Raw genomic sequence first — 23284 nt, 5'->3', positions numbered from 1 at the left:
AAGCCTAAGCGCCAAAAGTTGCGGAGATTCCGCGAAACATAGTGACTGCCGCGCCGGTAGTCGCCAGAATGACCGCGAGCTTTCGGGCTTGCACAATGGGCACTCGTCGGGAAACGCGAGTGCCCAAAAATATACCCACAATCATGGCAACCAAACACAGCGGCCAGAGGATAACCGGTGTGGTGGCGAAGACAGATACGTCACCGCTGATTTCCTTGAACAGCAAGGACAACGCGCCGGAAACAAAGAAGAGCGGTTGCAGGGTGGCTGCAAATGTCTGCGCTGGCCAACGGGAAGCCTGTGCGTAAACGGTAATGGCTGGGCCCGCAATGCCGGCCAGGGTATTCATAAAACCGCCGGCCACGCCTGAGGCAACGGCGTATTGTGGGCCGTCGACACGCATGCGCTGAGGCATAAAGGATGTCACTAGCAGCGCGAGTAGCACGAGCCCGCCGACCAGAACCTGGAGTGGCCCGCTGGGCGTGTTGTGAACCACCCAGGCGCCTGGCAGCGCACCTAAGGCCATCACCGGGCCAATCAGCCAGAACTTCTTCCAATCGACGTTCTCTCGCACCGAGATGGTCTGCATGATCGCATTGACCGATGCGAGCACGTTAATAATCAAAATTCCTGCTACGGGACCTGCAACCAGTGAGAGGACCGGACCTCCCAACAGTCCGAGTCCCATACCGGCTATTCGCTGCATCAGAGCCCCGATGAAAATCGTTGCCACGATAAAGACAAAAGCCCACACTGATAACTCCATAGGAGGGAGTTTACAGCGTGGGCTTTTTGGCTTTTCGACGGGCGGGGTCGCCGAGGATCCGTCGTAAAGCGGAAACGTTAGCAGACTAGATGACGCCCTGAGCCAGCATTGCGTTAGCGACCTTCTTGAAGCCTGCGATGTTGGCACCGAGCACGTAGTTACCCTCGTGATCGTACTCAGCGGCGGTGGTTTCGCAGTTCTTGAAGATGTTGGTCATGATGCGCTTCAGGCGCTCATCGGTGTAGGAGAAGGACCAGGAATCGCGGGTAGCGTTCTGCTGCATCTCCAGAGCGGAGGTAGCAACACCACCGGCATTGGCAGCCTTGCCCGGCGCAAAGTGGACACCGTTGGCCTTGAAGACCTCGATAGCCTCCGGAGTGGACGGCATGTTTGCGCCCTCAGCAACGAAGCGGCAGCCGTTGTCGACCAGCAGCTTGGCGGACTCGCCATTGAGCTCATTCTGAGTTGCACACGGCAGTGCGACATCAGCCTTGAGCTCCCAGATGTTGCCACCCTCGTGGAACTCAGCGCCCTCAGCCTCAGCGACGTACTCGGAGACGCGAGCACGACGAACTTCCTTGATTTCCTTCAGCAGCTCGACGTCGACACCGTTCGGGGTGGAGACGTAACCGGAAGAGTCAGAGAAACCGACGACGGTAGCGCCGAGCTCCTGAGCCTTCTTAATGGCGTAGATGGCGACGTTACCGGAACCGGAAACGATGACCTTGGCACCGTTGATGTCAGCACCGTTGGCCTTCATCATCTCTTCAGTGAAGTAGACACAGCCGTAACCGGTGGCCTCGGTACGAACCAGGGAACCGCCCCAGGTCAGGCCCTTACCGGTGAGAACGCCGGACTCGTGCTGGTTGGCCATACGGCGGTACTGACCGAACAGGTAGCCAATCTCGCGGCCGCCGACGCCGATGTCACCGGCCGGGACGTCACGGTACTCACCGATGTGGCGGTGCAGCTCAGTCATGAACGACTGGCAGAAGCGCATGATTTCTAGCTCGGACTTGCCCTTCGGATCAAAGTCGGAGCCACCCTTGCCGCCACCGATCGGCAGGCCGGTCAGGGAGTTCTTGAAGATCTGCTCGAAGCCCAGGAACTTAATGATGCCGAGGTTCACGCTCGGGTGGAAGCGCAGACCACCCTTGTACGGGCCCAGCACAGAGTTGAATTGAACACGGAAGCCACGGTTGACCTGGACCTTCCCCTGGTCATCGACCCACGGCACGCGGAAAATGATCTGACGCTCCGGCTCACACAGACGCTGAACCAAGCCGTAGTCACCGTAGTGTGGGTCCTTTTCCAGGACGACCTTCAGCGACTCCAGAACTTCTGCCACTGCCTGGTGGAACTCCGGCTCACCGGCGTTTCGGGTGAGAATCTGGTCATAGAGTCCCGAAACCTTCTGCTCGATATTCAAAATAAACCTCTCTGCGAAACCATTATGGCGCCCACGAAGAACAAACCGTCAGCGGTTGTAAACCACTTTCCGGTTGCCGTAACTCGGTGGCACAGGTTGTGTGCACAAGGACTGGGCAACTGTAGATATTGAAGCGGACATAATTATACAACGGCATATTGCTGGGAAAACTCGTAGCGATTCGCGCTACACCCGTTGGCCAAGCCAATCACTGACTCTGTGGAGGCTTACACTTTTCACGAATTAGGTAGGATATTACCTAAATACGGCAACATTCCAGGGATACGTCGCAACAGATTCGAGCATTTCGTCGAACTCACGCAGCACTGGGTCCGGGGGCAATTCTGCACGCGGAGTCAGTAGCTCAGAGAGGTCCATAGCGAGTTCATTGAGAGAACCGCCGTGCTGATCGAAGCTCAAGAGATAACGGAATACCTTCCTATCCCCCAACGGCTCCTTCGGGTTCTCACGCTCCCACTGCTCCACCAACTGCGCGTCCGTGTCCGCCGACGCCACCGAAACATCCACGTCACTAATTCGCCCGGCGCGGTCAAACTCACTCAACTTGGTACGAAATGCCTCGGCCAGCGCCTCCGATTCGGTCGGCTTCACCAGGCAGTGAAAAACAATCTTCGACATAACTTCACAGGCTAAGCCACGCGAGACGGCCAGACAATAGCTAACCGTCGTCAAGCCCTGTCCCCCTACGTTGGCGCGCCGACCGGCAGCAAAGACGTAGTGTTGGACTTATGCAGGCTTTCAGCAATCCCCTCATCACGCTTGCCGACGGCACGGTGAAGCAAGTCAATCCTTTTTCCGGTACCCAGGTGTGGACAGTCCCAGGTCGTGGCAATCGGCCGTTGGGAATTAAGCACACGGATCCGCAGCCATTGAGCGAGGAGGATTTTGGATCCCGCGACTCCTTTGGCTGGAACAACCTGCTGCAAACCCCGCCTGAGAAGGCCCGTGTTGTCCTCGACGAATCGGTATTCGGCGGCTACAGCACGGTGACCGGAGTACTGCCCGACCAGCTCTTCGACACCACTGCGGAGTTCCGTCGCGTGCCCAACCTGTTCGAGATCGTCTCCTATGACTATTGGTCGGAAAACTATGGCTTCGAGCCCGACCGCGAAACTCAGCAACGTATGGAGGCCTACCTCGATGACCCGAAGGGCCGCGAGCACGTGCTCAACATCATTCGCACGCGATACCGCGCCGCTGGACGCAGTGAAGAGGAAATCAACGCGCTTTCCGACGAGGAATTGCTGCGCCGCGCCCCAAGCTATTTCGCCGGCGGCCACGATGTGATTGTTGCCCGTCGCCACTTTGTCGACGCCGCTACCCACGATAACCAGCTGGCTTCTTCTGGCACATTGAGCGTTGCCGAGCACCGCGCACTCATTGCGTTTACCGTCGAGTCGATTGCTGACCTGTACCGACGGAACCGCTACGTGCGTTATGTGGCCGCTTTCCAAAACTGGCTGAAACCGGCAGGCGCAAGCTTCGATCACTTGCACAAGCAGCTTGTGGCCATCGATGAGCACGGCGAGCAGCTCAAGCGCGAAGTGCAGGCGGTGCGCAAGAACCCGAATATCTACAACGAATACGCAGTGGACTATGCGGCCCGCCACAACCTGGTTATTGCGGAAAACGAGCACGCGGTGGCTTTCGCAGGATTCGGACACCGCTACCCGACGCTGGAGATCTTCTCGAAGTCGGATGTCTGCGAACCGTGGCTGCAAACCCGGGCTGAGATAGACGCAATGTCGGACCTGATTCACGCATGTCATGCCGCTGCCGGGCCCACCATTCCGTGTAACGAGGAATGGCACCACCGCCCTGTCGATTTGGATGCCCGCATGCCGTGGCGCGTAATGATTAAGTGGCGCACCTCAAATTTGGCCGGTTTTGAAGGTGGCACCAAGATTTATCTGAACACCATCTCCCCATGGGATCTGCGCGACCGCGTTGTCCCGGAGATGTACCGTTTACGGGAGACCGGAAAGATTTCGGACAGCATTCACATTGCGACCGAGTGCCAGTGCCAGCCAAACTCGCTGAAGTACAACCCGCTCGTCGAAGACGGGTCGCGACTGTAGTTCTCTGGCACAGAGTAGAGAGAAGTTAGGAGTCTTAATCCAGGTGAGCAACAATGAAGCACGACTGAGCCGCATTCGCGACCTCATCGCCACTCATCGAGTGCCATTGGACAGGCAGTGGGAAATCTACCGTTACCTGCACCAGCACCCGGAGCTATCTCAGGCGGAGGAGAAAACTGCCGCGTATCTGGCCGGTGCTCTTCGCGACATGGGCACTTACACGGTGTATGAGGGAATCGGTGGTCACGGCCTCGTTGGTGTCATGGAAAATGGCCCCGGCCCTACCGTGCTGTTCCGCGCTGATATCGATGCGCTTCCGGTGTTCGAGGAAACAGGTGTGGATTTCGCTTCCTCTGCCACCGGTACCGCCCGCGATGGTTCTGCCACCGCCGTCATGCACGCCTGTGGCCATGACATGCACATGACGGCCGGTCTTGGTCTGGCTAGCCTGATGGCAGCAACTAAGTCTGAGTGGTCGGGTACTTTCATTGCCCTGTTCCAGCCCGCCGAGGAACTAGCCTGTGGTGCACAGGCTATGATTGACGACGGCCTGGCAGACCTCATCCCCACCCCAGATGTGTGCTTCGGCCAGCACATTGTTCCCGGCCCCGCAGGTCAGGTAATGACCATGCCCGGCCCGGCACTTGCTGGCTGTGACACCATTAGCATCACGCTGACAGGTCGCTCCGCACATGGATCTATGCCGCACAACGCCATTGACCCGACATACTTGGCTGCCGCAGTCGTTCTGCGCTTGCAAGGAATTGTAGGGCGCGAGATTCCTCCCCACGAGTTTGGTGTTTTGTCCGTCGGCACGCTGCAGTCCGGCAATTCGAATAACACAATCCCTGGCCAGGCCAAGATTGTGCTGAACATTCGCTACTACTCCAACGATGTGCGCGCGAAGCTCATTGCGGGCATTGAGCGCGTTGTTCGTGGCGAATGCCTGGCTTCCGGCACTGAGGTTGAGCCTGTGATTGAGTACTCCGATCACGGCGAAGTCACTGACAATGATCCGGAGGCGTTTGCCACGATTCGCCCGGTCATGGACGCTGTGCTCGGCGACGATTCCACCGACGCTGTGCCGTGGACCGCATCGGAGGACTTCTCAGACCTGCCGCGTGGACTGAACTGCCCATATGTCTACTGGACCGTTGGCGCCACACCTCGGGATACGTGGGAAGCCGCCGTTGCTGCCGACCGCGTGGTCGAAGACGTACCGTCGAACCACATGCCGACATTCCTCCCGGATTTCAAGCCGACGGCTACCTCCGCAACTTCTGCCGCCGCTGCCGCCGTGCTGTCCTACTTGGCAAAGTAAGGGTCGTTTGCCGGCCGCATTCCACCGCGCACCGCGCAAAGATCCTCACCGAACAGCCCAACAGCCCAGGTCGAAAGGCTCTTACAAAAAGCCGGTAAGCCCCAAAAGGACTTACCGGCTTTTTCAAACGCGCCAGAGAGCTAGCGTGCGTCCTCACCAATGACGTGGACATGAATCATATTGGTATTGCCCTCATTTCCTGGAGGGGTACCAGCAACAACGACCAGCGTGTCGCCAGCGTTGTAGTTTTCCATGGTCAAGAGCTGCTCATCGATGACCTGCATGATCTCATCCGTGCTGTTAACCTCGCGCACCAAGAAGGTCTCCGCACCCCACGTCAGCGCAAGCTGCGAACGAACCTGCTGATTCGGAGTGAATACCAGCAGCGGCAGGCGAGAGTGCAAGCGTGCCACACGGCGAGCGGTATCACCCGAGGTGGTGAAAGCAACCATAGCGCGGGCATTCAAGCGCTCACCGATATCGCGAGCTGCGTAGGAAATCACACCACGCTTCGTGCGAGGCATGTGGGTCAGCGCAGGAACTTCCCCCTCGCGCTCAGCGGCGGTGACGATGCGAGCCATGGTCTTAACCGTGGACTGCGGGTACTTACCAACCGAGGTCTCACCCGAGAGCATCACGGCATCTGCGCCATCGAGCACAGCGTTGGCCACGTCGGAGGCCTCCGCACGAGTCGGGCGCGAGTTCGAAATCATGGAGTCGAGCATCTGGGTGGCGACGATGACCGGCTTGGCGTTCTCGCGGGCAATCTGAATAGCGCGCTTCTGAACCAGCGGAACATCTTCCAACGGCACCTCAACACCAAGGTCACCACGGGCGACCATCACGGCATCGAAAGCCAGGATGATGGCCTCGAGAGACTCGACTGCCTCTGGCTTCTCCAGCTTGGCGATAATCGGGACACGACGGCCAACCTCATCCATGACCGCATGGACCAGTTCGACGTCGGAAGGCGAACGGACGAAGGACAGCGCGATGAAGTCGACTCCCAGCTTCAGAGCGAAGCGCAGGTCGGCGATATCCTTCTCCGACAGAGCCGGCACCGAGATGTTCATCCCCGGCAGGGAAACACCCTTGTTGTTCGAGACCGGACCGCCCTCGATGACACGGCACACCACATCGTTGCCATCTACCTCGATGCACTCCAGGCCCACCTTGCCATCGTCGACAAGCAGGCGATCGCCCGGACGGGCATCGTCAGCGAGATTCTTGTACGTGGTGGAGACGCGGTCGTGCGTGCCTTCGACATCGTCGACGGTGATGCGGACAATCTCGCCGTCAGCCCAATACGTCGAGCCTTCCTTAAAACGACCGAGGCGAATCTTTGGTCCCTGCAAGTCGGCGAGAATACCGACGGCATGTCCCGTAGCGTCGGATGCTTCACGCACCCAGTGGTAGTTCTGAGCGTGGTCCTCATGCTCACCGTGAGAGAAATTCAGGCGGGCAACATCCATGCCGGCGTTGACCAGCCCGGTAATCCCCTCCAGCGAAGCAACTGCTGGACCGAGGGTACATACAATCTTCGTTCGTCTAAGCACGGCCTCCAGCCTAGTCCCTTAACGGGCTATGCGTCAGTTGGAAGCACTGTGAGCTTCAGCAGCCTCGCGCTCTCCCCTGACTTCAGCTGCGGTTTCGCGGCTCTTGGCCCGCAGAATCCACAAAGCAATGACAGCGCAGAAAAAGACCACGAGCGACGTGATGTTATTAATACGCACACCGAATATCAGCGTTGCGTCATCGACGCGCATGAGTTCAATGAAGAAACGCCCCAAAGTGTAGGCCGCGACATAGAGCGCAAAGACGCGCCCGCCGCCCATCTTGAACTTTCGGTCCGCCCACACAATGACCAGACAGGCGAGGACGTTCCACACCATCTCGTAGAGAAACGTTGGATGCACCACGGCCAGCACTTCGCCTGTCGACGTTCCGGTGACAGGGGTAACCCGACCAAACTCATCAACTCGTTGGTAAATTTCCAGACCCCACGGAAGTGACGTTGGGCCACCGTAGAGTTCCTGGTTGAACCAATTGCCCAGACGCCCAATGGCCTGTCCAAGGATGATTGCGGGTGCGGCCGCGTCAAGAACTGGCGCAAACGGCACCTTCCGCCACTTAGCAACCGCCCACGCGGCTAGCACTCCCAGCGCCACCGCGCCCCAGATGCCGAGACCACCATTGGTGATTTTCAGTGCATCGGCGGGATTGGCGCCGGGGCCGAAGTACTTCTCCCAGTCGGTGGCGACGTGGTAGAGACGGCCGCCGATAATGCCCGCAGGAATAACCGCAATGGCAATGTCGAGGACTAACTCCGGGTCTCCACCCCTGGCCGCGTAGCGGCGCTGCATCCAGTAAATGCCGACGAGTACGCCAACCAAGATGGAAATCGCGTAACCGCGCAGTGGTAGCGGTCCTAACTGCCACACCCCCTGCGGCGGAGAGGGAATGTTGGCCAGATACGTGGTTGCAGTCTCAGCGAGAACAAGGGTGGAACTCATAAATGCGCTAGCTCTCTCCTCGTACGCCCGCGGCGAGTTCACGGGCGAGCGTTACCAGGTCATCGGTGCTCTTCATCGCGGCCTTGATCAGTGCCGAGCCAACGATTACGCCATCTGCAAACTCGGCAATCTCCGCGGCCTGTTCTCCATTGGAGACCCCCAAACCGACGCACACCGGTGTATCGGTGACCTCGCGCGTGCGGGCAACCAACTTGCCTGCGGCCGAGTCGACGCTGGCCTGGGCACCTGTGACACCCATGTGGCTGGTGGCGTAGACGAAGCCGGTCGACGCAGTGGCAGTTAGCTGCAGACGCTCGTTGGTCGATGACGGGGCCACCAACATGATGTTGGACAGACCATTGGCCTCAGCTGCACGCTGCCATTGGCCGGCCTCCTCCGGGATGAGATCCGGGATAATGGTGCCACGACCACCAGCGGCGGCCAAGTCCTCGGCGAAACGCTCCGGACCATACTGGAGAATCGGGTTCCAGTAGCTCATAACCACACAGGTACCGCCGTGCTCGGTGACTTCGCGGACCACGCGCATAATCTCACGGGTGCGGAAGCCCGCATCCAGAGCCACGTTGGCGGCATCCTGAATGGTTGGGCCATCCATCATCGGGTCGGAGAAAGGCAGGCCAACCTCGATGATGTCGGCGCCAGCGTCGACAATCGCCTTGATGTTCTCAATCGACTTATCGGTGGTCGGGAAACCCGCTGGGTAGTAGCCGATAAATGCTGCGCGGTTTTCCTCACGGACCTTGTCAAAGACGTCACTCAGACTCATTTAGGACTCCTCCATCAGATCAAACCACTTAGCAGCGGTGTCGACATCCTTGTCACCGCGACCGGAAACATTGACAATAATCAGCGGCTTACGGCCCAGCTCTTCATTCAGATCACCGCTGATGAGTCGGGCGGCAGCCACCGCATGTGCGGACTCGATAGCGGGCAGGATGCCCTCCATCCGAGTCAGGTCCTGGAATGCCTGCATCGCCTGGGTATCGGTCACCGGCAGGTAGGACGCGCGATCAATATCGGCCAGGTACGAGTGCTCCGGGCCCACGCCCGGGTAATCCAGACCGGCGGAAATCGAATGAGACTCTGTAATCTGACCGTCCTCGTTCTGCATCAGGGCGGCGAAGGAGCCCTGGAACACACCCGGATTACCGGCGGCCGAAATCGGTGCTGCATGGCGACCGGTCTCAACACCGTCACCGCCAGCTTCAGCGCCAATCAGTCGAACCGATTCATCATCGATGAAGTGGTGGAACGCGCCGATCGCATTAGAACCGCCGCCGACACAGGCCACGACAGCGTCGGGAAGCGAGCCGGTTTCCGCGAGGATCTGCTGGCGTGCCTCGGCGCTGATGATGCGCTGGAAGTCGCGCACCATTGTTGGGAACGGGTGCGGGCCGGCTGCAGTGCCGAAGCAGTAGTAGGTGTCATCGGCGTGTGAAACCCAAAAACGCATGGCCTCATTGATCGCGTCCTTGAGAGTCTTCGAGCCAATCTCGACCTCGATAACCTCGGCACCAAGCAAACGCATGCGAGCGATATTAAGGCGCTGGCGGATTGCGTCGACCTTGCCCATGTAGATACGGCAGTTAAGGCCGAGCAGCGCACAGGCAGTCGCGGTTGCGACACCGTGCTGGCCGGCACCGGTCTCGGCAATAATGTTCTTCTTACCCATGCGCTTAGCAAGCAGAACCTGACCCAAGACGTTATTAATCTTGTGGCTACCGGTGTGATTCAAATCCTCGCGCTTTAGCCAGACGTCAGCGCCGATATCAGCGGAAAACTTCTCCGCGTAGTACAGCGGCGAGGGACGTCCGACATAAGTACGCTGCAGCCGGTCGAGCTCATCGAGAAAATCCTGATCAACGCGGGCCTTCGCGTAGCCATCGGTGACCTCACCGATAACGGCCATCAGCGCCTCCGGCACAAACTGGCCGCCCCACTTACCCCAGTGCCCAATGGCATCTGACTCGTGGTTCGTTGTCTCCGCGATAACCTCACCCATCGTGGGCAGGCGGTCACCGCGGGCATCATGATTCTTGAAATCTTGGTCACTCACAGTTATCTATTGTGGACTATCCCCACCCGTTGCGGGGACATAAGGCCTAAGAAACTGTGGCGTGCCAGCACAACAGGTGCGACACGCAACCAAACTAGGCGCAGATCGCAGCGCGGTACAGCTGCTTATCGCAACTGCGGTCTATCACTACTCGCTGCGGAGTGTCGGGTGGACACCGGCGGCAACGAGACGTCGGCAAGCCTCACCCGGCTTGCCCGCGGTAACCAGGCCCTCGCCCACCAGTACCGCGTCGGCGCCGTGGGAGGCGTAGTAGCGCAGTTCCTCCGGCCCCTTGACACCGGACTCTGCCACCTTCACAACATGATCCGGCAACATCGGCGCAAGGCGTTCGTACACGGAGAGATCCACGTCGAGGGTCTTTAGATTGCGGGCGTTGATGCCGAGGATCTTGGCACCAGCGGCCTCGGCGCGCTCGACCTCTTCTTCGGTGTGCGCCTCAACCAGAGCGTTCATGCCAAGCGACTCGGTGCGATCCAGCAGGGATTCCAGCGTCGGCTGATCCAAAGCGGAGCACATCAGCAGCACCAGGTCGGCACCGTGTGCGCGGGCCTCATGGACCTGGTACGGAGTGACGATGAAATCCTTGCGCAGCACTGGAATGTTGACCGCGCGGCGCACGGCATCGAGGTCGGCGAGCGAACCGCGGAAGCGGCGCTCCTCAGTCAGACAGGAAATGACAGCCGCGCCACCCTGCTCGTACTCTGCCGCCAAGACCTCCGGCGAAGGGATGTCAGCCAGCTCTCCCTTCGACGGAGAGGCACGCTTGACCTCTGCAATCACCTGCACCCCGGGCTTAGCCAGTGCCGCCACGGCATCAATCGGCGACGGCGCCTTCAGCGAGAGCTCCTTGATTTCACCGTAGGAAATCTTGGCTTCCCGAGCAGCGAGATCTTCCCGCACGCCCTCAATAATCTTGTCCAGAACGTTAGCCACGGCCTTACTCCTTATCCAGATCCGTAGGATCTACACCGGCATCCAAAGCATCCCACAGAACTCGACCCGACTGTGGGTCTTCCTCCAGGTCCTCGGCGATACGCTGACGGCGTACCTCCGGGGTCTCATACGCGCTGGACTTCTGCTTCTTCACAGTACCCGGTCGACGCACCAACAATACCGCCCCGACCAGCGCCAATGCGCAGCACAGCAAGGCCAGGGATGGCCCCATCGCATGCACTTCAATCGCTGAGATCTGCGCCCAGTCTGCCACAGTCACCGCATCACTGGCGCGTTGTGAGGCGCTTCCCGACGTCAACAAATCCAGTGCCCGCTGGGAATCCACCCCGTCTTCTCCGCTGGCAAGCAGAGTCATCGGAGTCCACGACGCCGCAACTGCGAGCAGCGCCGCGAGGCCACCGACGATACGGCGCCCCAGTGAGCCCAAAATGGTGGTGGCAAACAGTGCAGCCACCATTGCCAGCGCAATCGACGTCAACTCTGGAGCCCAGACTGCGCCCACCAAATCTGTGGTCGCTGGACCGGACTTGTCATCAACAGTATCGACCGTCAGCCACGCACTACGGCTGCACAACCACATTCCCGCTGCGGCCACACCAATGAGGCCACCGGAGAGCATCGTTGTCGACTTCATCGAAAACCTAGCTCCTTTCCGCTGGGACTAGTGTCTCAGCTGCCGCGACAGCTCGCAGCACGGCCGCGGCCTTGTTGCGGGTCTCCTCATCCTCTGCCACCGGGTCAGAGTCACTGACAATTCCGCCGCCAGCCTGAACATAGACCGTATCGCCCTTCTTCACACCTGTGCGGATGGCAATTGCCTGATCGGTATTGCCCCGGAAGTCAAAGTATCCAACAGTGCCGCCGTAAACACCCCGACGCGTGTCTTCGAGCTTGTCGATAATGCTCAGCGCGGAAGGCTTCGGCGCACCCGACAGCGTTCCCGCTGGGAAGGTGGCCGCGAACGCGTCGACGGCAGTGGCGTCGCTGGAAAGCTCGCCGGTGACCGTAGAGACCAGATGCATAACGTGACTGTAGCGCTCAATATGACGGAAGTCGTGCACAACAACACTGCCTGGGCGGCAGACACGTCCGAGGTCATTGCGGCCAAGATCAACGAGCATCAGATGCTCACTATTTTCCTTCTCGTCTGCCAGCAAATCAGCTTCCAGCGCATTGTCCTGCTCCACCGTGGCACCGCGCGGACGTGTGCCCGCGATGGGATTGGTGATGACCTCACTGCCCTGAACTGCCACGAGTGATTCCGGGGAGGAACCGACAATTTGAAAAGCGGTAGCGGAGAAGTCCTTGGTTGGAACGTTGACCAGGAACATGTAGGGCGACGGATTGGAAACCCGCAGGATGCGGTAGATATCAAATGCTGACGCCTGCGTGTCCATCTCGAACCGCTGCGAGAGCACAATCTGGAACGCATCACCAGCTCGGATGTGGTCCTTGCAACGCTCAATACGATCCATGTGGTCGTCGGCGGCGCGCTGGCGACGAATCACCGGCTCTGGGAAGCTAATTTCCGCCGGACGCAGATCAGAGGACCCCGACAGCCGCTCCACCATCGCATTGACCCGATCACAGGCGGTGTCATACGCCTGGTCAATCCGCTCATCCGAGCCGTCCCAGTTCACTGCATTAGAAATCAGCCACAGCACGCCCTCGTGGTGGTCAAAAGCAGCCAGGTCCTCCACCAGCAACTGCATGAGCTCAGGAATCTGCAAATCATTGTCAGTGGTATCCGGCAGCTGTGGCTCGATGTAGCGGACAATGTCATGCCCGAAGTAGCCAACGAGACCAGAGGTGAGCTTGGGTACCGAGGCATCGTCGGCAAGCGGAAGCTCCGTGTGCAGCAGCTCCAGCGTGCGACGCAGAGCATCCAACGGATTTCCGCCCTCTGGCGCACCCGACGGCGCATTGCCAATCCAGGTTGCCTCCCCCGCATCATCCACCGTCAGCGCAGCACGACTGCCGCAACCGATAAATGACCAGCGCGACCACGACTGCCCCACATCGGAGGACTCCAGCAAGAAAGTGCCGGGACGATCGGCCGCGAGCTTACGGTAGGCCGACAGCGCCGTTTCGCCGTCCGCCAAAACCTTGCGAACCACGGGCACGACCCGATGGTGTGCAGCCAGTTCACGAAAGCGCTCACGCGTGGTCATGGTGATACGAGTCATAGCCGCTATTGTGCCACGCACCCCGGATTGCACATCACTTAACCCCGGACTTCACCGGAGGTGGGCGCGCTTGACGACGAAATCCCCACCTCGGCAACCCGGATCGACTGATTAGCCCTCGAACACGGGATGCACGTCAAAGCAGCTATGCGAGCCAGTGTGGCATGCCGCGCCGTCCTGCACTACCTGCATCAGCACGGTATCGCCATCACAGTCCAACGCCAGCGATGTCACGGTCTGGAAATGGCCACTAGTAAGCCCCTTAATCCAGTACTCGGACCGGGAGCGCGACCAGTAAGTGCCGCGCTTGGTAGCGATGGTGTACGCCAGCGCGTGGGAATCCATCCATGCCATCATGAGCACGCGACCAGTGGATTCTTCCTGCACAATGGCCGGAATCAAGCCGTCAGCGTTGAACTTGGCGATGTTCGCGATATCTGCTGGGAGCGTGTACTCACGCGGATCGTCTCCGGCGCCGTGAGCTGCAGCGCCCGGGGCTAGACCAGTCACTGGCGCACCTCGATCCCCTCGCGGGCCATCTCTTCCTTAACCTCAGCAATGCTGACCTCGCCGAAGTGGAAAATGGATGCGGCCAAAACCGCGTTGGCACCGGCGCGCACTGCCGGGGGGAAGTGCTCTGCCTTGCCCGCACCGCCAGAGGCGATCACCGGGACGTCGACGGCAGCGCGGACTCTCTCCAGCAGCTCCAGGTCGAAGCCATCCTTGGTGCCGTCGCCATCCATGGAGTTCAGCAGAATCTCGCCGACCCCGAGCTCCTCGCCACGGCGTGCCCACTCGACGGCGTCAATCCCGGCCGAGCGTGAACCACCGTGCGTCGTCACCTCGAAGCCCGACGGCTGCGGCGTGCCTCCCTCGGGAACGCGGCGGGCATCCACCGACAGGACGACACACTGCGCACCGAAGCGGCGCGACAGCTCGCTGAGCAGTTCCGGACGTGCAATCGCAGCGGTATTGACACTGACCTTGTCGGCTCCGGCGCGAAGCAGTTGGTCGACATCCTCGACGCTGCGCACACCACCGCCGACCGTCAGCGGAATGAAGACCTCACTTGCGGTGCGACGCACCACGTCGAGCATGGTGCCACGGCCATCCTTGGAAGCCGTGACATCCAGGAAGGTCAGCTCATCAGCGCCCTCCTCGCCATAGCGGCGAGCCAGCTCCACCGGATCGCCGGCATCACGGAGATTCTCAAAGTTAACCCCCTTGACGACCCGCCCATTGTTGACATCCAGGCAAGGAATCACGCGTACTGCCAGAGACATAGTTTTTAAGTTCTCCTCGTGTTAGCTCAAAGCTGTGGCTCGACGGTTTGCGCAACCACCCAGCTCGGGACGTCGCCCACGGTTTAGCTCCGGAAAGTCTCCGGACGACCCAGTTGGTCAATAATCGACCGCAGCGTGGCATGAACATCGCGAGTTCCCGCCAGCACGCCTACGGAATCATGCCGCCAAGGATTGCCCGCCAAGTCTGTGACCACGCCACCAGCTTCGGAAATCTGAAGTACACCAGCTGCGTTATCCCACACATGCGGTGAGAAAGTCACGGTGCCGCCGAATGCCCCCATCGCGGTGGAACCCAAGTCCACTCCGACAGAGCCAGTAATTCGGATCGTCGGATAGCGTTCGCCCACCTTTGACAGCAGCAGTTGGCGCCACTTGCGCGGGAGTGTGCCGTCGGTACTCGCGATGACGGACCCGAAGGCAATCGAAACCGGGCGGCCGGCCTCGGCGTCGATGTTGACGCGACGGCCGTTGACGAACGTGCCGCTACCTTTAGCTGCGGTAATACGCCGGCGTAGCAGAGGCATGGAGGTAATACCAACCACCGGCTCCCCCTCATGCATGAGTGTGAGCAGCATGGCACACAGCGGAAAGCCGTTGGAATAGTTCGTGGTGCCGTCAATCGGATCGATGACCCAGGCGGTATGTTCCTCGGGGACTTTGCCACCGAATTCTTCGCCGTAGACGGGCAGGCCAGAATACTGCGTGAGGAGCTGGCGCAGACGACGCTCAATTTCCAGGTCGGTCTCCGTCGCGAAATCTCCGCGCGGCTTCATGACAACCGGGTCCGCGCCCACCTGCTGAGTGAACAGGCCTTCAACCTCATCGAGCGCCGCTTCAGCAATAGCGAGCATCGCCCGCGGTTCCAGGGCATCCATACTTTTCTAAGTCCTTCATCCGCCGTCTCAGCCGGGGTGCCGTTTGCTCGTTAACGCTTTCGCTTGACGACGTCTCCCCGGCTCGGCCACGAAAGTGTTCTCTTTAGCCGCGAGCTACTGCCAGGGCCTCTTCCAGGGTGAAACGCCCTGCGTAGAGCGCCTTACCCACAATTGCGGAGTCAACGCCCTCATCGACCAGTGTGGCAATAGCTGCAATGTCGTCCAGGCTGCTGACACCACCGGAAGCGACGATTGGAGCATCGGTAGCAGCGGCGACCTCGCGCAGCAGTTCCACATTCGGCCCCTGCAGGGTGCCGTCCTTGGAGACGTCAGTCACCACGAAACGGGATGCACCCTGAGCATCCAGGCGCTCCAGCACCTCCCAGAGGTCACCGCCGTCGGAGACCCAGCCGCGGCCACGCAGGCGCCACTGCCCCTCTTCGTTAAGAACATCCAGACCAATGGCTACACGGTCGCCGTAGTTGGCGATAACCTCGCGGCACCACTCCGGATTCTCCAGTGCGGCGGTGCCAATATTGACGCGGGCACAGCCGGTGGCCAGCGCAGCCTCGAGCGAAGCGTTGTCACGGATACCGCCGGAGAGCTCCACCTTCACGTCGAGCTTGCCCACCACGTCGGCAAGCAGGTCGTAGTTCGAACCGCGACCGAACGCGGCATCGAGGTCGACCAGGTGGATCCACTCAGCGCCTGCGTTCTGCCAATTCATGGCAGCTTCCAGCGGTGCACCATAGGAAGTCTCGGTTCCAGCAGCACCCTGAACAAGGCGCACAGCCTGGCCATCGGCTACGTCTACAGCGGGCAGCAGGGTCAAACTCATGGGGGCTCTACTCTCTTCGACTTTTGGGCGTTGTGGCGATTGTCACCACGATGCTTGTTGCTAGTTATCTCAGTATAGGTGGTCTAGGTGGCGAAACTCCGTCACCTACCAGGTAGTGCGGTTAGGGCAGATACTACCGATTGGGCAACTACAGCGTGTCCACCCAGTTCTGCAGCAGCTTCAACCCTGCTTCACCAGACTTCTCAGGGTGGAACTGCGTGGCCCACAGCGGACCGTTCTCCACGGCTGCGATAAACCGATCGGATTCGTGGGCAGACCACGTCACCAGCGGCGGAGCGATGCGAGAATCCGTATTAAGGTCCCACTTGCGCACACCGTAGGAGTGGACGAAGTAAAAACGCTGACCCTCCAGTCCCTTAAACATCTTTGAGCCTTCCGGTACTTCAACCGTGTTCCAGCCCATGTGCGGCAGAATCGACGCCTCGAGACGCTCGACAGTACCGGGCCATTCACCACAACCCGGGGTGCCGGTGACAGCTGCGGATGCGTCGGTCTCCGCTGCGTGGATGCCGTCGGCGTACTCGACGCCGCGGTCAAAGAGCACCTGCATACCGACGCAGATTCCCATCACTGGTCGACCACCTGCGAGTCGAGAGCCGATCAGGCGCGGCCCTTGTACTCGATGCAAACCCTCCATGCATGCGGCATAGGCGCCGACGCCGGGAACGAGCAGACCATCGGCCTCCATCACGGTCTTCGGATCGGCGGTCACAATAACCTCGGCACCCGTGGTGGCCACAGCGCGCTCAGCTGAACGCAAATTACCGGAGCCGTAATCAAGGATGGCAACGGTCGGGGTCTTCGTCGAAGGTGAGACTTGTTCCATAGTTGGACATTTTAAGGCGCTGGGAATCGATGTTTGCCACTTACCCCAAGAAAACTGCCTGGATAGGCAGAAGCACTGGTATACAACTACCGAATACTTTGGTAAACTCAAGGTTAACAACAGGTTAACTAAGTTATTGATTTATCCCTAATACCCCTGATTACTTTTTCACAGAGAGGCTCCGACGCCATGACTACCGCATCCGTTCTTAGTAAATCATTTGCCATTGTCCGCGAGGACCTTCACCGGCTCTACGGTGCAGCCTGCGATGCTGCGACCATCGATTCCATCCTCGACGATGTCATTGCAGAGCTGTCCAACTCTGCGAAGGTGACTAACTTCCTCCCCGTCCTCGCCGAACGCGAGGCCACCGAACGCATCAAGGCCGCGAGCGGATGCAAGGACTTCGCCCCGCGCCAAGAGATTCTCTTTGCCGATAGTCGCGGTTCCGGCCGTAGCCAGATTGCCACTGCCCTGGCCTACCACCTGGTTGGTGACGAAGTCTTTATCCGCACTATCGGCCTCAATCCAGAGGATGGCCTGAACCCTCGCGTCGTCGCGGCTCTTCACGACCGTGGCGTGGACACCTCACGCCTCACCCAAAAGGCGATTACTCCCCGCGTTTCCCACCGCGCCGATGTTGTCGTGCTCATGGGCATCGACGAGACACCAGCAGTCCCCGGCGACCGCTACGTGGAATGGGATGTCGCAGATCCGGACAGTCTCACAGACGATGAGCTGCAGTCGCTTATCGACGATATCGAAACCCGCCTGCGGGCTCTCTTCACCGAGATGGACGTCGCCGTCGCATAAACAGGCACGGCTGACCCCACACCGGGGGTTGCATCTAATAACCAAAAGAGTGGCTGCGCAAGAACTTGCGCAGCCACTCTTTTTCAAACGTCTCTTTGTATGTAGTTACTTCTTCTTGCGGTCCCGAACCGTCAAACGCGTCACTGCATTCTTTGCCGGGCGGGCAACACGCACAGCGGCCTCCGGCGTACGACGCTTCACGGCATCCCCCAGACGACGCAGCGTAGCGCGGGTGTTCTGGTACTCCGCCACGCGGTGCTTTCCGATGATTCGGTCGAGCACCGCACCAATGAGGCCAACTGCCAGCAGAGCTGCCGCAAAGGCAAAGACAGCCGGGTACGGACGGAGTGCAGCCGCGGCTACGGCTCCCAGAACGAACGAGCCGATACCAGTGCCCGAGTCAAAGGACATGTTCCAGAAGGCACTGGCCTCAGCAGTACGGTCACGCGGCAGGCGGGCAAACATCAGCAGCAGAGCCTCATTTTGCACTATGCCGAAGCCCGCGCCGTAGAAAACGGCCGCAACCAGCAGCAGCCAGGCCGACAAATCAAAGAGAACCACGCCGGACATCATCAGCAGACCAATAAAACCACTGATCAATGCCGGAATCAGCAGAATTCCAGCCTCCGACTTCCGGTCGGCGTAGATTCCTGCGAAATAACGGAACACCATCTGCGCGCCACCGAGAACAGACAGCGACAGGCCAGCCACAACCGCACCGGAGACCAGATCGATTTCGCGAGCTGCCGGGGCAAGGAATGCGGAAATACCACCAAAGCCCATCGCAATCGTGCAAATTGCGAGCGCGGGAATGGCCACCAGCTTCCATGTGGCAACGTGCTCAACGGGGCTCGGCTGAGTTGCTGCAGATCCGGGCACAGGATCGCCGACGTCTTCCTTGCCGCCCTTGCCCTCCTTCGGCGCTGGCTTAATCTTCGGGATAAAGAGTGCCATCAACGAACCGACAAGCGAGATGACGGCGCCCAGGACATAAACAGGGGTGTAAGAACCCGTCTTGTCCGCAATGATTAGTCCTAGTGGCAAGAAAATGAGCTCAGATAAACCAACTGCCACACCGAGAACGCCAGAGGCCTTACCCAGAAATTTCATTGGCACTAGCTCGGCAATCAATGCGGACTCGGCGACAGTCAACGCACCGAAGCCCATACCGCGGAGAACCGCAATGATGAGCACCAAAGCAGCATCGGTGCCAAAGATGTGCAGAATCGTCGGCAAGCCCAGAAACAGACCTGAAATCAGCATGGTCATGCCGTAGCCAAGACGGCGACACATACGTGGAGTCTGCGTCTGTGTGAGAACGGTAGCGGCCATAAAAACACCGGTGTAGGCACCGGCGAGCGAGGTTCCACCGCCATCGTCAAGAATTGCCTGCGGAATGACAGGCATGAGGAGTGACCAGCCACCGAAGGCGGCCATCACGGCGACTAGCGTAGGTACTAGTCCGGGCGCTTTCCACATGCTGTCCAGTTCGTCCAACTGCCTGCGGTCCATCACCCGGGACGCCATTTACTCCATCACTCCTATCAACCACAAAATTGCGCCGGCGAGCGCGATCACAGATAAGAGACCAAGGACAATTGTTCCGACCCTCGATCCGGATTTATAGAGTGACCATGTTCCGCCCACCAGCAGACCAGCGACAATGAACAAAAAATAAGTGCTCAGCGTCGATGCGGTAGACACCTGCGCTAAAAGCACGTCTACAGACGTTGTTACCATCGATTCCCCTAAAATGCCAGCTAAGGCGGATTTTCCGGTTTCCTACAGTGGCCGTCTACTTCAGCTGCGACCTACAGAGTGCCCTTGGTCGACGGCACACCGTGGACGCGCGGGTCGTCCTCGACGGCAGCACGCAGGGCACGGGCCACAGCCTTGTACTCAGCCTCGGTGATGTGGTGCGGATCGCGCCCGTAGAGACAGCGAACATGCAGCGCAATACGGGCATTTAGGGCGAAGGACTCAAAGAAATGCTCGTTGATAACCGTTGCGTAGTGACCACCAATGACGGCAGTCAACATCTGCTCTGGTTCGCCAGTGCCAACGAAGTACGGGCGACCAGACACATCAACCACTGCGTGTGCCAGCGTTTCATCCATCGGGATATAGCAGTCACCAAAGCGACGAATACCAGACTTGTCCCCCAACGCCTGGGCGAAGGCCTGCCCCATCACAATGCCGGTATCCTCCACCGTGTGGTGTGCATCGACCTCGGTGTCGCCGTTGGCGTGCACAGTCAGGTCGAAGCTGCCGTGGGAGCCGAAAGCGGTCAACATGTGGTCGAAGAACGGCAGACCGGTCGAAATATCGGTCTTGCCGGTGCCATCGAGATTCACCGAGCAGACGATGCTCGATTCGCGGGTGGCGCGCTCGACACGGCCAACGCGCTCAGTGCGCTCTGCCTCCAGATGGTCCTTATCACTGAAGTGCATAAGTCAGATCTCTCCTTGTAGTGGGATGTACCGGCAGCATTTCGCTTAAGCCAGCGCGGTCGCTGCCAATTTCTTGGCCGCCGCCAGCAGCGCATCATTTTCGCTGGGCAGACCAATAGTGGCACGGAGACGACCGGGCACGCCAACATCGCGGATGAGTACTCCCTCATCCAAGAAGCTCTGCCATGCCGTCGCGGCATCGGCGAAGCGCCCGAAGAAGACGAAGTTGGAGTACGAGTCAATCACGTCGTAGCCATAGCTGTTCAGGGCGGCTACGACGCGGTCACGCTCGTCGGCAAGCTTTGCGACGGTCGACAGCGTCGCATCCGAGTGGCGGAGTGCAACCGTGGCTGCGGCCTGCGTCAACGTCGACAGGTGGTATGGCAGACGTACGAGCATCACAGCATCAATAAATGCTGGGTTAGCAACGAAGTAGCCGAGGCGGCCTCCGGCGAAGTCGAAAGCCTTGCTCATCGTGCGGGAGACAACCAGCTTCGACGGGAACTCAGCCAGCAGCGTTGTCGCCGACGGCTCCTCAGTGAACTCGGCGTAGGCCTCATCGACAATGACGATGCCCGGCGCGGCTTCAATAATGCGGCGCAGGTCAGCGAGCGTGGTCAGGTTGCCAGTCGGGTTGTTCGGAGTCGTGATGAAGATGACGTCAGGACGGTGCTCGGCAATGGCCGCGAGCGCACTATCCATGTCGATGTCGAAGGTCTCCGGGTCGCGGTCGATGCCGATGAACTCCGTCTGCGTGCCGGACGAGAGGATCGGGTGCATCGAGTAGCTGGGCACAAAGCCCATTGCGCTGCGCCCCGGCCCGCCAAATGCCTGCAGCAGCTGCTGGAGAATCTCATTGGAGCCGTTGGCGGCCCATACCTGGTCGACGGTGATGTCCACGCCGGTCTGGCGGGTGACATAGTCGGCGAGTGCGCTGCGCAGTGCTACTGCGTCACGGTCCGGGTAGCGGTTGAGGTCAGAGGCGACCTTCTCCAGTTGCGCCACCAGGTCGGCGATGAGGTCATCGGATGGCGGGTACGGGTTTTCGTTGGTGTTCAGGCGAACATCGACGTCGAGCTGCGGGGCACCGTAGGCTTCCTCGCCGCGCAGTTCGTCGCGCAGTGGCAAATCTGCCAGCGCCAACTTGGCTACTGACGGCTGTGGCTGATTCTCAGGCTGGTTGCTCATTAGTTGTTCCCCTTTTCTGCGCCATTGCTCTCAGAGCCGAGAAGCGTCTCAAAGCGGGCACGGATGGCCTCGCCGTGCGCTGGCAGTCGTTCTTCGTTGGCCAGGACTACTACGCTGTCGGCAACTTCCTTCAACGCGGCCTCGTTGTAGTCAATCATGTGGACCGACTTCAGGAAGGTGTGCGTTGACAGGCCCGAGGCGTGGCGGGCGGTGCCGGAGGTCGGCAACACATGGTTAGAGCCAGCCGAGTAATCGCCCAGCGGCACCGGCGAGAAGCGACCGATGAAGATTGCACCGGCATTGGTAATGCGTTCGGCATCGGCCTGCGCGTTTTCGGTGTGGATCTCCAGGTGCTCAGTGGCGTAAGCATCTGCAACCTGGATGCCAATATTCATGTCGTCGACAAGCACGATGCCAGACTGATCGCCGGTCAGCGCCTCACGAACGCGGTCGGCGTTCATGGTGACCTCGTACCGGTTTTCGACCTCTCGGTCGACGGTGGCGGCGAAATCGGCGTCGTCGGTGATAAGCACGCTGGCGGCCATGACGTCGTGCTCAGCCTGGGAAATCAGGTCGTAGGCGACGGAGACAGGATCAGCGGTGTTATCTGCGAGAATGGCAATTTCGGTCGGGCCAGCTTCGGCGTCGATACCGACGACCGAGCGGCACAGGCGTTTGGCGGCGGTAACGAAGATGTTGCCCGGACCGGTGACCATGTCGACCGGCTCGAGGCTCTCGTTTTCATCGCCGTATGCGAGCAGTGCGACAGCCTGTGCACCACCGACGGCCCACACCTCGGTCACGCCAAGCAGCTTGCAGGCGGCCAGAATGGTCGGGTGCGGCCAGCCGTCGTTGTCGGCCTGCGGCGGAGAGGCGACGACGAGGGACTCCACACCCGCTTCCTGAGCTGGGATGACGTTCATCAATACGGACGACGGGTAGACGGCGTTGCCCCCGGGGACGTAAAGACCGACGCGCGAAACCGGAATCCACTTCTCGCGGACAATGCCGCCGGGCAGAATTTCAACAGTCTTATCATTCGGCTTCTGAGCAGCGTGGAACGCGCGCACACGCCCGATGGACTCCTGCAGAGCAGAGCGGACATCGTCTTCCAGCGCAGCTTCCGCGGCATCGATAACCTCCGCTGGAACGCGCATGGATGCCGGACGAATACGGTCGAACTTCTCGGAGTATTCCATCGCCGCTTCCACACCACGGGCTGCCACGTCATCGACAACGGGCTTGACCGTGGGAATCATCGAATCAACGTCTGCCGCACCACGCGGCAACACTCGACGCAGAGTGGCGGTGGTGGGAGTCTGACCGCGAAGATCAATAGTGGACAACATAATTAATTAGTAACCGCCTATTCGCACGATGGATTCATACGTGAGCACTTCAGAGTGACAAAGAAATGACAACAAAGTATTGAAAATCTGGGTCAAAGCCAAAGACTTTATCCACGGTTTTCGCTACTATTCGCCCTTAAAGGCACCCTTGAGTATGAACTAAGCATATCTTTCTCACGTTAGGTTCATACCGATTGCCCCATTTAACCCCTCATACTGTGGCGCAAGTTAGCTCCGCCACAGTGACCCATTAC

22 protein-coding genes are annotated in these 23284 nt (G+C 59.5%); 3 read left to right on the top strand and 19 right to left on the bottom strand.

The features are described from left to right. Positions 1-4: 4 nt before the first annotated feature. The 3 genes from HMPREF3130_RS06705 to HMPREF3130_RS06695 form a co-directional block, all read right to left on the bottom strand. Positions 5-766, bottom strand: a complete 762-nt coding sequence (locus HMPREF3130_RS06705) for a sulfite exporter TauE/SafE family protein (protein ID WP_042388756.1) — start codon at positions 764-766, stop codon at positions 5-7. A gap of 85 nt (positions 767-851) precedes the next feature. Beyond that, the gene (gene gdhA / locus HMPREF3130_RS06700; protein ID WP_016422934.1) at positions 852-2195 is read right to left on the bottom strand and encodes an NADP-specific glutamate dehydrogenase; all 1344 of its coding nucleotides are present in this window, start codon (positions 2193-2195) and stop codon (positions 852-854) included. Positions 2196-2450: 255 nt separating this feature from the next. Then, positions 2451-2834, bottom strand: a complete 384-nt coding sequence (locus tag HMPREF3130_RS06695; RefSeq protein ID WP_042388759.1) for a hypothetical protein — start codon at positions 2832-2834, stop codon at positions 2451-2453. Between the two features lie 110 nt (positions 2835-2944). Here HMPREF3130_RS06695 and HMPREF3130_RS06690 point away from each other — a divergent pair, with 110 nt between their 5' ends. Continuing rightward, positions 2945-4294 (top strand): DUF4921 family protein, encoded by a 1350-nt coding sequence (locus HMPREF3130_RS06690; protein WP_070429591.1) that lies wholly within the window; start codon positions 2945-2947, stop codon positions 4292-4294. Positions 4295-4337: 43 nt separating this feature from the next. Continuing rightward, positions 4338-5615 carry an amidohydrolase gene (locus tag HMPREF3130_RS06685; RefSeq protein ID WP_070429590.1) on the top strand — a complete coding sequence of 426 codons (1278 nt, stop codon included), beginning with the start codon at positions 4338-4340 and terminating at the stop codon, positions 5613-5615. A gap of 140 nt (positions 5616-5755) precedes the next feature. Here HMPREF3130_RS06685 and pyk read toward each other — a convergent pair whose 3' ends face one another. From pyk to hisH, 12 genes are all read right to left on the bottom strand, one after another. Beyond that, positions 5756-7171 carry a pyruvate kinase gene (gene pyk / locus HMPREF3130_RS06680; protein ID WP_016422938.1) on the bottom strand — a complete coding sequence of 472 codons (1416 nt, stop codon included), beginning with the start codon at positions 7169-7171 and terminating at the stop codon, positions 5756-5758. 33 nt (positions 7172-7204) lie between these two features. Further along, the gene (gene lgt, locus HMPREF3130_RS06675) at positions 7205-8128 is read right to left on the bottom strand and encodes a prolipoprotein diacylglyceryl transferase (RefSeq protein WP_049170326.1); all 924 of its coding nucleotides are present in this window, start codon (positions 8126-8128) and stop codon (positions 7205-7207) included. Positions 8129-8135: 7 nt separating this feature from the next. Further along, positions 8136-8915 (bottom strand): tryptophan synthase subunit alpha, encoded by a 780-nt coding sequence (gene trpA, locus HMPREF3130_RS06670; protein WP_070429589.1) that lies wholly within the window; start codon positions 8913-8915, stop codon positions 8136-8138. Then, entirely contained in the window at positions 8916-10151 is a 1236-nt protein-coding gene (gene trpB / locus HMPREF3130_RS06665) for a tryptophan synthase subunit beta (protein ID WP_050773595.1), read from the bottom strand. Positions 10152-10352: 201 nt separating this feature from the next. Beyond that, a complete protein-coding gene (gene trpC, locus HMPREF3130_RS06660) occupies positions 10353-11159 on the bottom strand; it encodes an indole-3-glycerol phosphate synthase TrpC (RefSeq protein WP_016422942.1) in 807 nt (268 codons plus the stop codon). Between the two features lie 4 nt (positions 11160-11163). Then, the gene (locus tag HMPREF3130_RS06655; RefSeq protein ID WP_049182100.1) at positions 11164-11814 is read right to left on the bottom strand and encodes a TIGR02234 family membrane protein; all 651 of its coding nucleotides are present in this window, start codon (positions 11812-11814) and stop codon (positions 11164-11166) included. Between the two features lie 7 nt (positions 11815-11821). After that, positions 11822-13366 carry an anthranilate synthase component I gene (locus tag HMPREF3130_RS06650; RefSeq protein ID WP_048734630.1) on the bottom strand — a complete coding sequence of 515 codons (1545 nt, stop codon included), beginning with the start codon at positions 13364-13366 and terminating at the stop codon, positions 11822-11824. A gap of 111 nt (positions 13367-13477) precedes the next feature. Further along, positions 13478-13801, bottom strand: coding sequence for a phosphoribosyl-AMP cyclohydrolase (gene hisI, locus HMPREF3130_RS06645; RefSeq protein WP_172954653.1), 324 nt, complete (start codon positions 13799-13801; stop codon positions 13478-13480). A 71-nt stretch (positions 13802-13872) separates the two neighbouring features. After that, a complete protein-coding gene (gene hisF / locus HMPREF3130_RS06640; protein WP_070429588.1) occupies positions 13873-14649 on the bottom strand; it encodes an imidazole glycerol phosphate synthase subunit HisF in 777 nt (258 codons plus the stop codon). An 83-nt stretch (positions 14650-14732) separates the two neighbouring features. Then, positions 14733-15545 carry an inositol monophosphatase family protein gene (locus HMPREF3130_RS06635; RefSeq protein ID WP_048734639.1) on the bottom strand — a complete coding sequence of 271 codons (813 nt, stop codon included), beginning with the start codon at positions 15543-15545 and terminating at the stop codon, positions 14733-14735. A 103-nt stretch (positions 15546-15648) separates the two neighbouring features. Continuing rightward, positions 15649-16383 carry a bifunctional 1-(5-phosphoribosyl)-5-((5-phosphoribosylamino)methylideneamino)imidazole-4-carboxamide isomerase/phosphoribosylanthranilate isomerase PriA gene (gene priA / locus HMPREF3130_RS06630; protein WP_016422946.1) on the bottom strand — a complete coding sequence of 245 codons (735 nt, stop codon included), beginning with the start codon at positions 16381-16383 and terminating at the stop codon, positions 15649-15651. 148 nt (positions 16384-16531) lie between these two features. Further along, entirely contained in the window at positions 16532-17230 is a 699-nt protein-coding gene (hisH, locus tag HMPREF3130_RS06625) for an imidazole glycerol phosphate synthase subunit HisH (RefSeq protein ID WP_049193971.1), read from the bottom strand. Positions 17231-17419: 189 nt separating this feature from the next. Here hisH and HMPREF3130_RS06620 point away from each other — a divergent pair, with 189 nt between their 5' ends. Beyond that, on the top strand, positions 17420-18043 hold the full coding sequence (locus HMPREF3130_RS06620; RefSeq protein ID WP_016422948.1) for an arsenate-mycothiol transferase ArsC: 624 nt from the start codon (positions 17420-17422) through the stop codon (positions 18041-18043). Between the two features lie 105 nt (positions 18044-18148). Here the strand turns inward: HMPREF3130_RS06620 and HMPREF3130_RS06615 are convergent, their stop codons facing one another. From HMPREF3130_RS06615 to hisD, 4 genes are all read right to left on the bottom strand, one after another. Next, positions 18149-19570 (bottom strand): MFS transporter, encoded by a 1422-nt coding sequence (locus HMPREF3130_RS06615; RefSeq protein ID WP_016422949.1) that lies wholly within the window; start codon positions 19568-19570, stop codon positions 18149-18151. 284 nt (positions 19571-19854) lie between these two features. After that, a complete protein-coding gene (gene hisB, locus HMPREF3130_RS06605) occupies positions 19855-20493 on the bottom strand; it encodes an imidazoleglycerol-phosphate dehydratase HisB (protein WP_005510321.1) in 639 nt (212 codons plus the stop codon). A gap of 45 nt (positions 20494-20538) precedes the next feature. Beyond that, on the bottom strand, positions 20539-21681 hold the full coding sequence (locus HMPREF3130_RS06600) for a histidinol-phosphate transaminase (protein WP_070429587.1): 1143 nt from the start codon (positions 21679-21681) through the stop codon (positions 20539-20541). Continuing rightward, positions 21681-23030, bottom strand: a complete 1350-nt coding sequence (gene hisD / locus HMPREF3130_RS06595) for a histidinol dehydrogenase (protein WP_070429586.1) — start codon at positions 23028-23030, stop codon at positions 21681-21683. Before hisD ends, HMPREF3130_RS06600 begins: the two co-directional genes overlap by 1 nt. Positions 23031-23284: the final 254 nt, after the last annotated feature.

It is taken from the genome of Corynebacterium sp. HMSC14B06 (genome assembly GCF_001807075.1).
In the GTDB taxonomy this organism is placed as follows: Bacteria; Actinomycetota; Actinomycetes; order Mycobacteriales; family Mycobacteriaceae; genus Corynebacterium; species Corynebacterium jeikeium_D.
The sequence above is the reverse complement of the archived record's forward strand: the minus strand, read 5'-3'. Positions and strand labels throughout refer to the sequence as shown.

Coding starts and splice junctions, on each gene's coding strand:
- hisD (WP_070429586.1), bottom strand. CDS start 23,030: ATGTTGTCCACTATTGATCTTCGCGGTCAGACTCCCACCACCGCCACT.
- HMPREF3130_RS06615 (WP_016422949.1), bottom strand. CDS start 19,570: ATGGCGTCCCGGGTGATGGACCGCAGGCAGTTGGACGAACTGGACAGC.
- HMPREF3130_RS06655 (WP_049182100.1), bottom strand. CDS start 11,814: ATGAAGTCGACAACGATGCTCTCCGGTGGCCTCATTGGTGTGGCCGCA.
- HMPREF3130_RS06695 (WP_042388759.1), bottom strand. CDS start 2,834: ATGTCGAAGATTGTTTTTCACTGCCTGGTGAAGCCGACCGAATCGGAG.
- HMPREF3130_RS06620 (WP_016422948.1), top strand. CDS start 17,420: ATGACTACCGCATCCGTTCTTAGTAAATCATTTGCCATTGTCCGCGAG.
- HMPREF3130_RS06705 (WP_042388756.1), bottom strand. CDS start 766: ATGGAGTTATCAGTGTGGGCTTTTGTCTTTATCGTGGCAACGATTTTC.
- trpB (WP_050773595.1), bottom strand. CDS start 10,151: ATGGGTGAGGTTATCGCGGAGACAACGAACCACGAGTCAGATGCCATT.
- HMPREF3130_RS06690 (WP_070429591.1), top strand. CDS start 2,945: ATGCAGGCTTTCAGCAATCCCCTCATCACGCTTGCCGACGGCACGGTG.
- hisH (WP_049193971.1), bottom strand. CDS start 17,230: ATGGAACAAGTCTCACCTTCGACGAAGACCCCGACCGTTGCCATCCTT.
- trpA (WP_070429589.1), bottom strand. CDS start 8,915: ATGAGTCTGAGTGACGTCTTTGACAAGGTCCGTGAGGAAAACCGCGCA.
- lgt (WP_049170326.1), bottom strand. CDS start 8,128: ATGAGTTCCACCCTTGTTCTCGCTGAGACTGCAACCACGTATCTGGCC.
- HMPREF3130_RS06635 (WP_048734639.1), bottom strand. CDS start 15,545: ATGGATGCCCTGGAACCGCGGGCGATGCTCGCTATTGCTGAAGCGGCG.
- hisF (WP_070429588.1), bottom strand. CDS start 14,649: ATGTCTCTGGCAGTACGCGTGATTCCTTGCCTGGATGTCAACAATGGG.
- HMPREF3130_RS06650 (WP_048734630.1), bottom strand. CDS start 13,366: ATGACTCGTATCACCATGACCACGCGTGAGCGCTTTCGTGAACTGGCT.
- hisB (WP_005510321.1), bottom strand. CDS start 20,493: ATGCACTTCAGTGATAAGGACCATCTGGAGGCAGAGCGCACTGAGCGC.
- HMPREF3130_RS06600 (WP_070429587.1), bottom strand. CDS start 21,681: ATGAGCAACCAGCCTGAGAATCAGCCACAGCCGTCAGTAGCCAAGTTG.
- priA (WP_016422946.1), bottom strand. CDS start 16,383: ATGAGTTTGACCCTGCTGCCCGCTGTAGACGTAGCCGATGGCCAGGCT.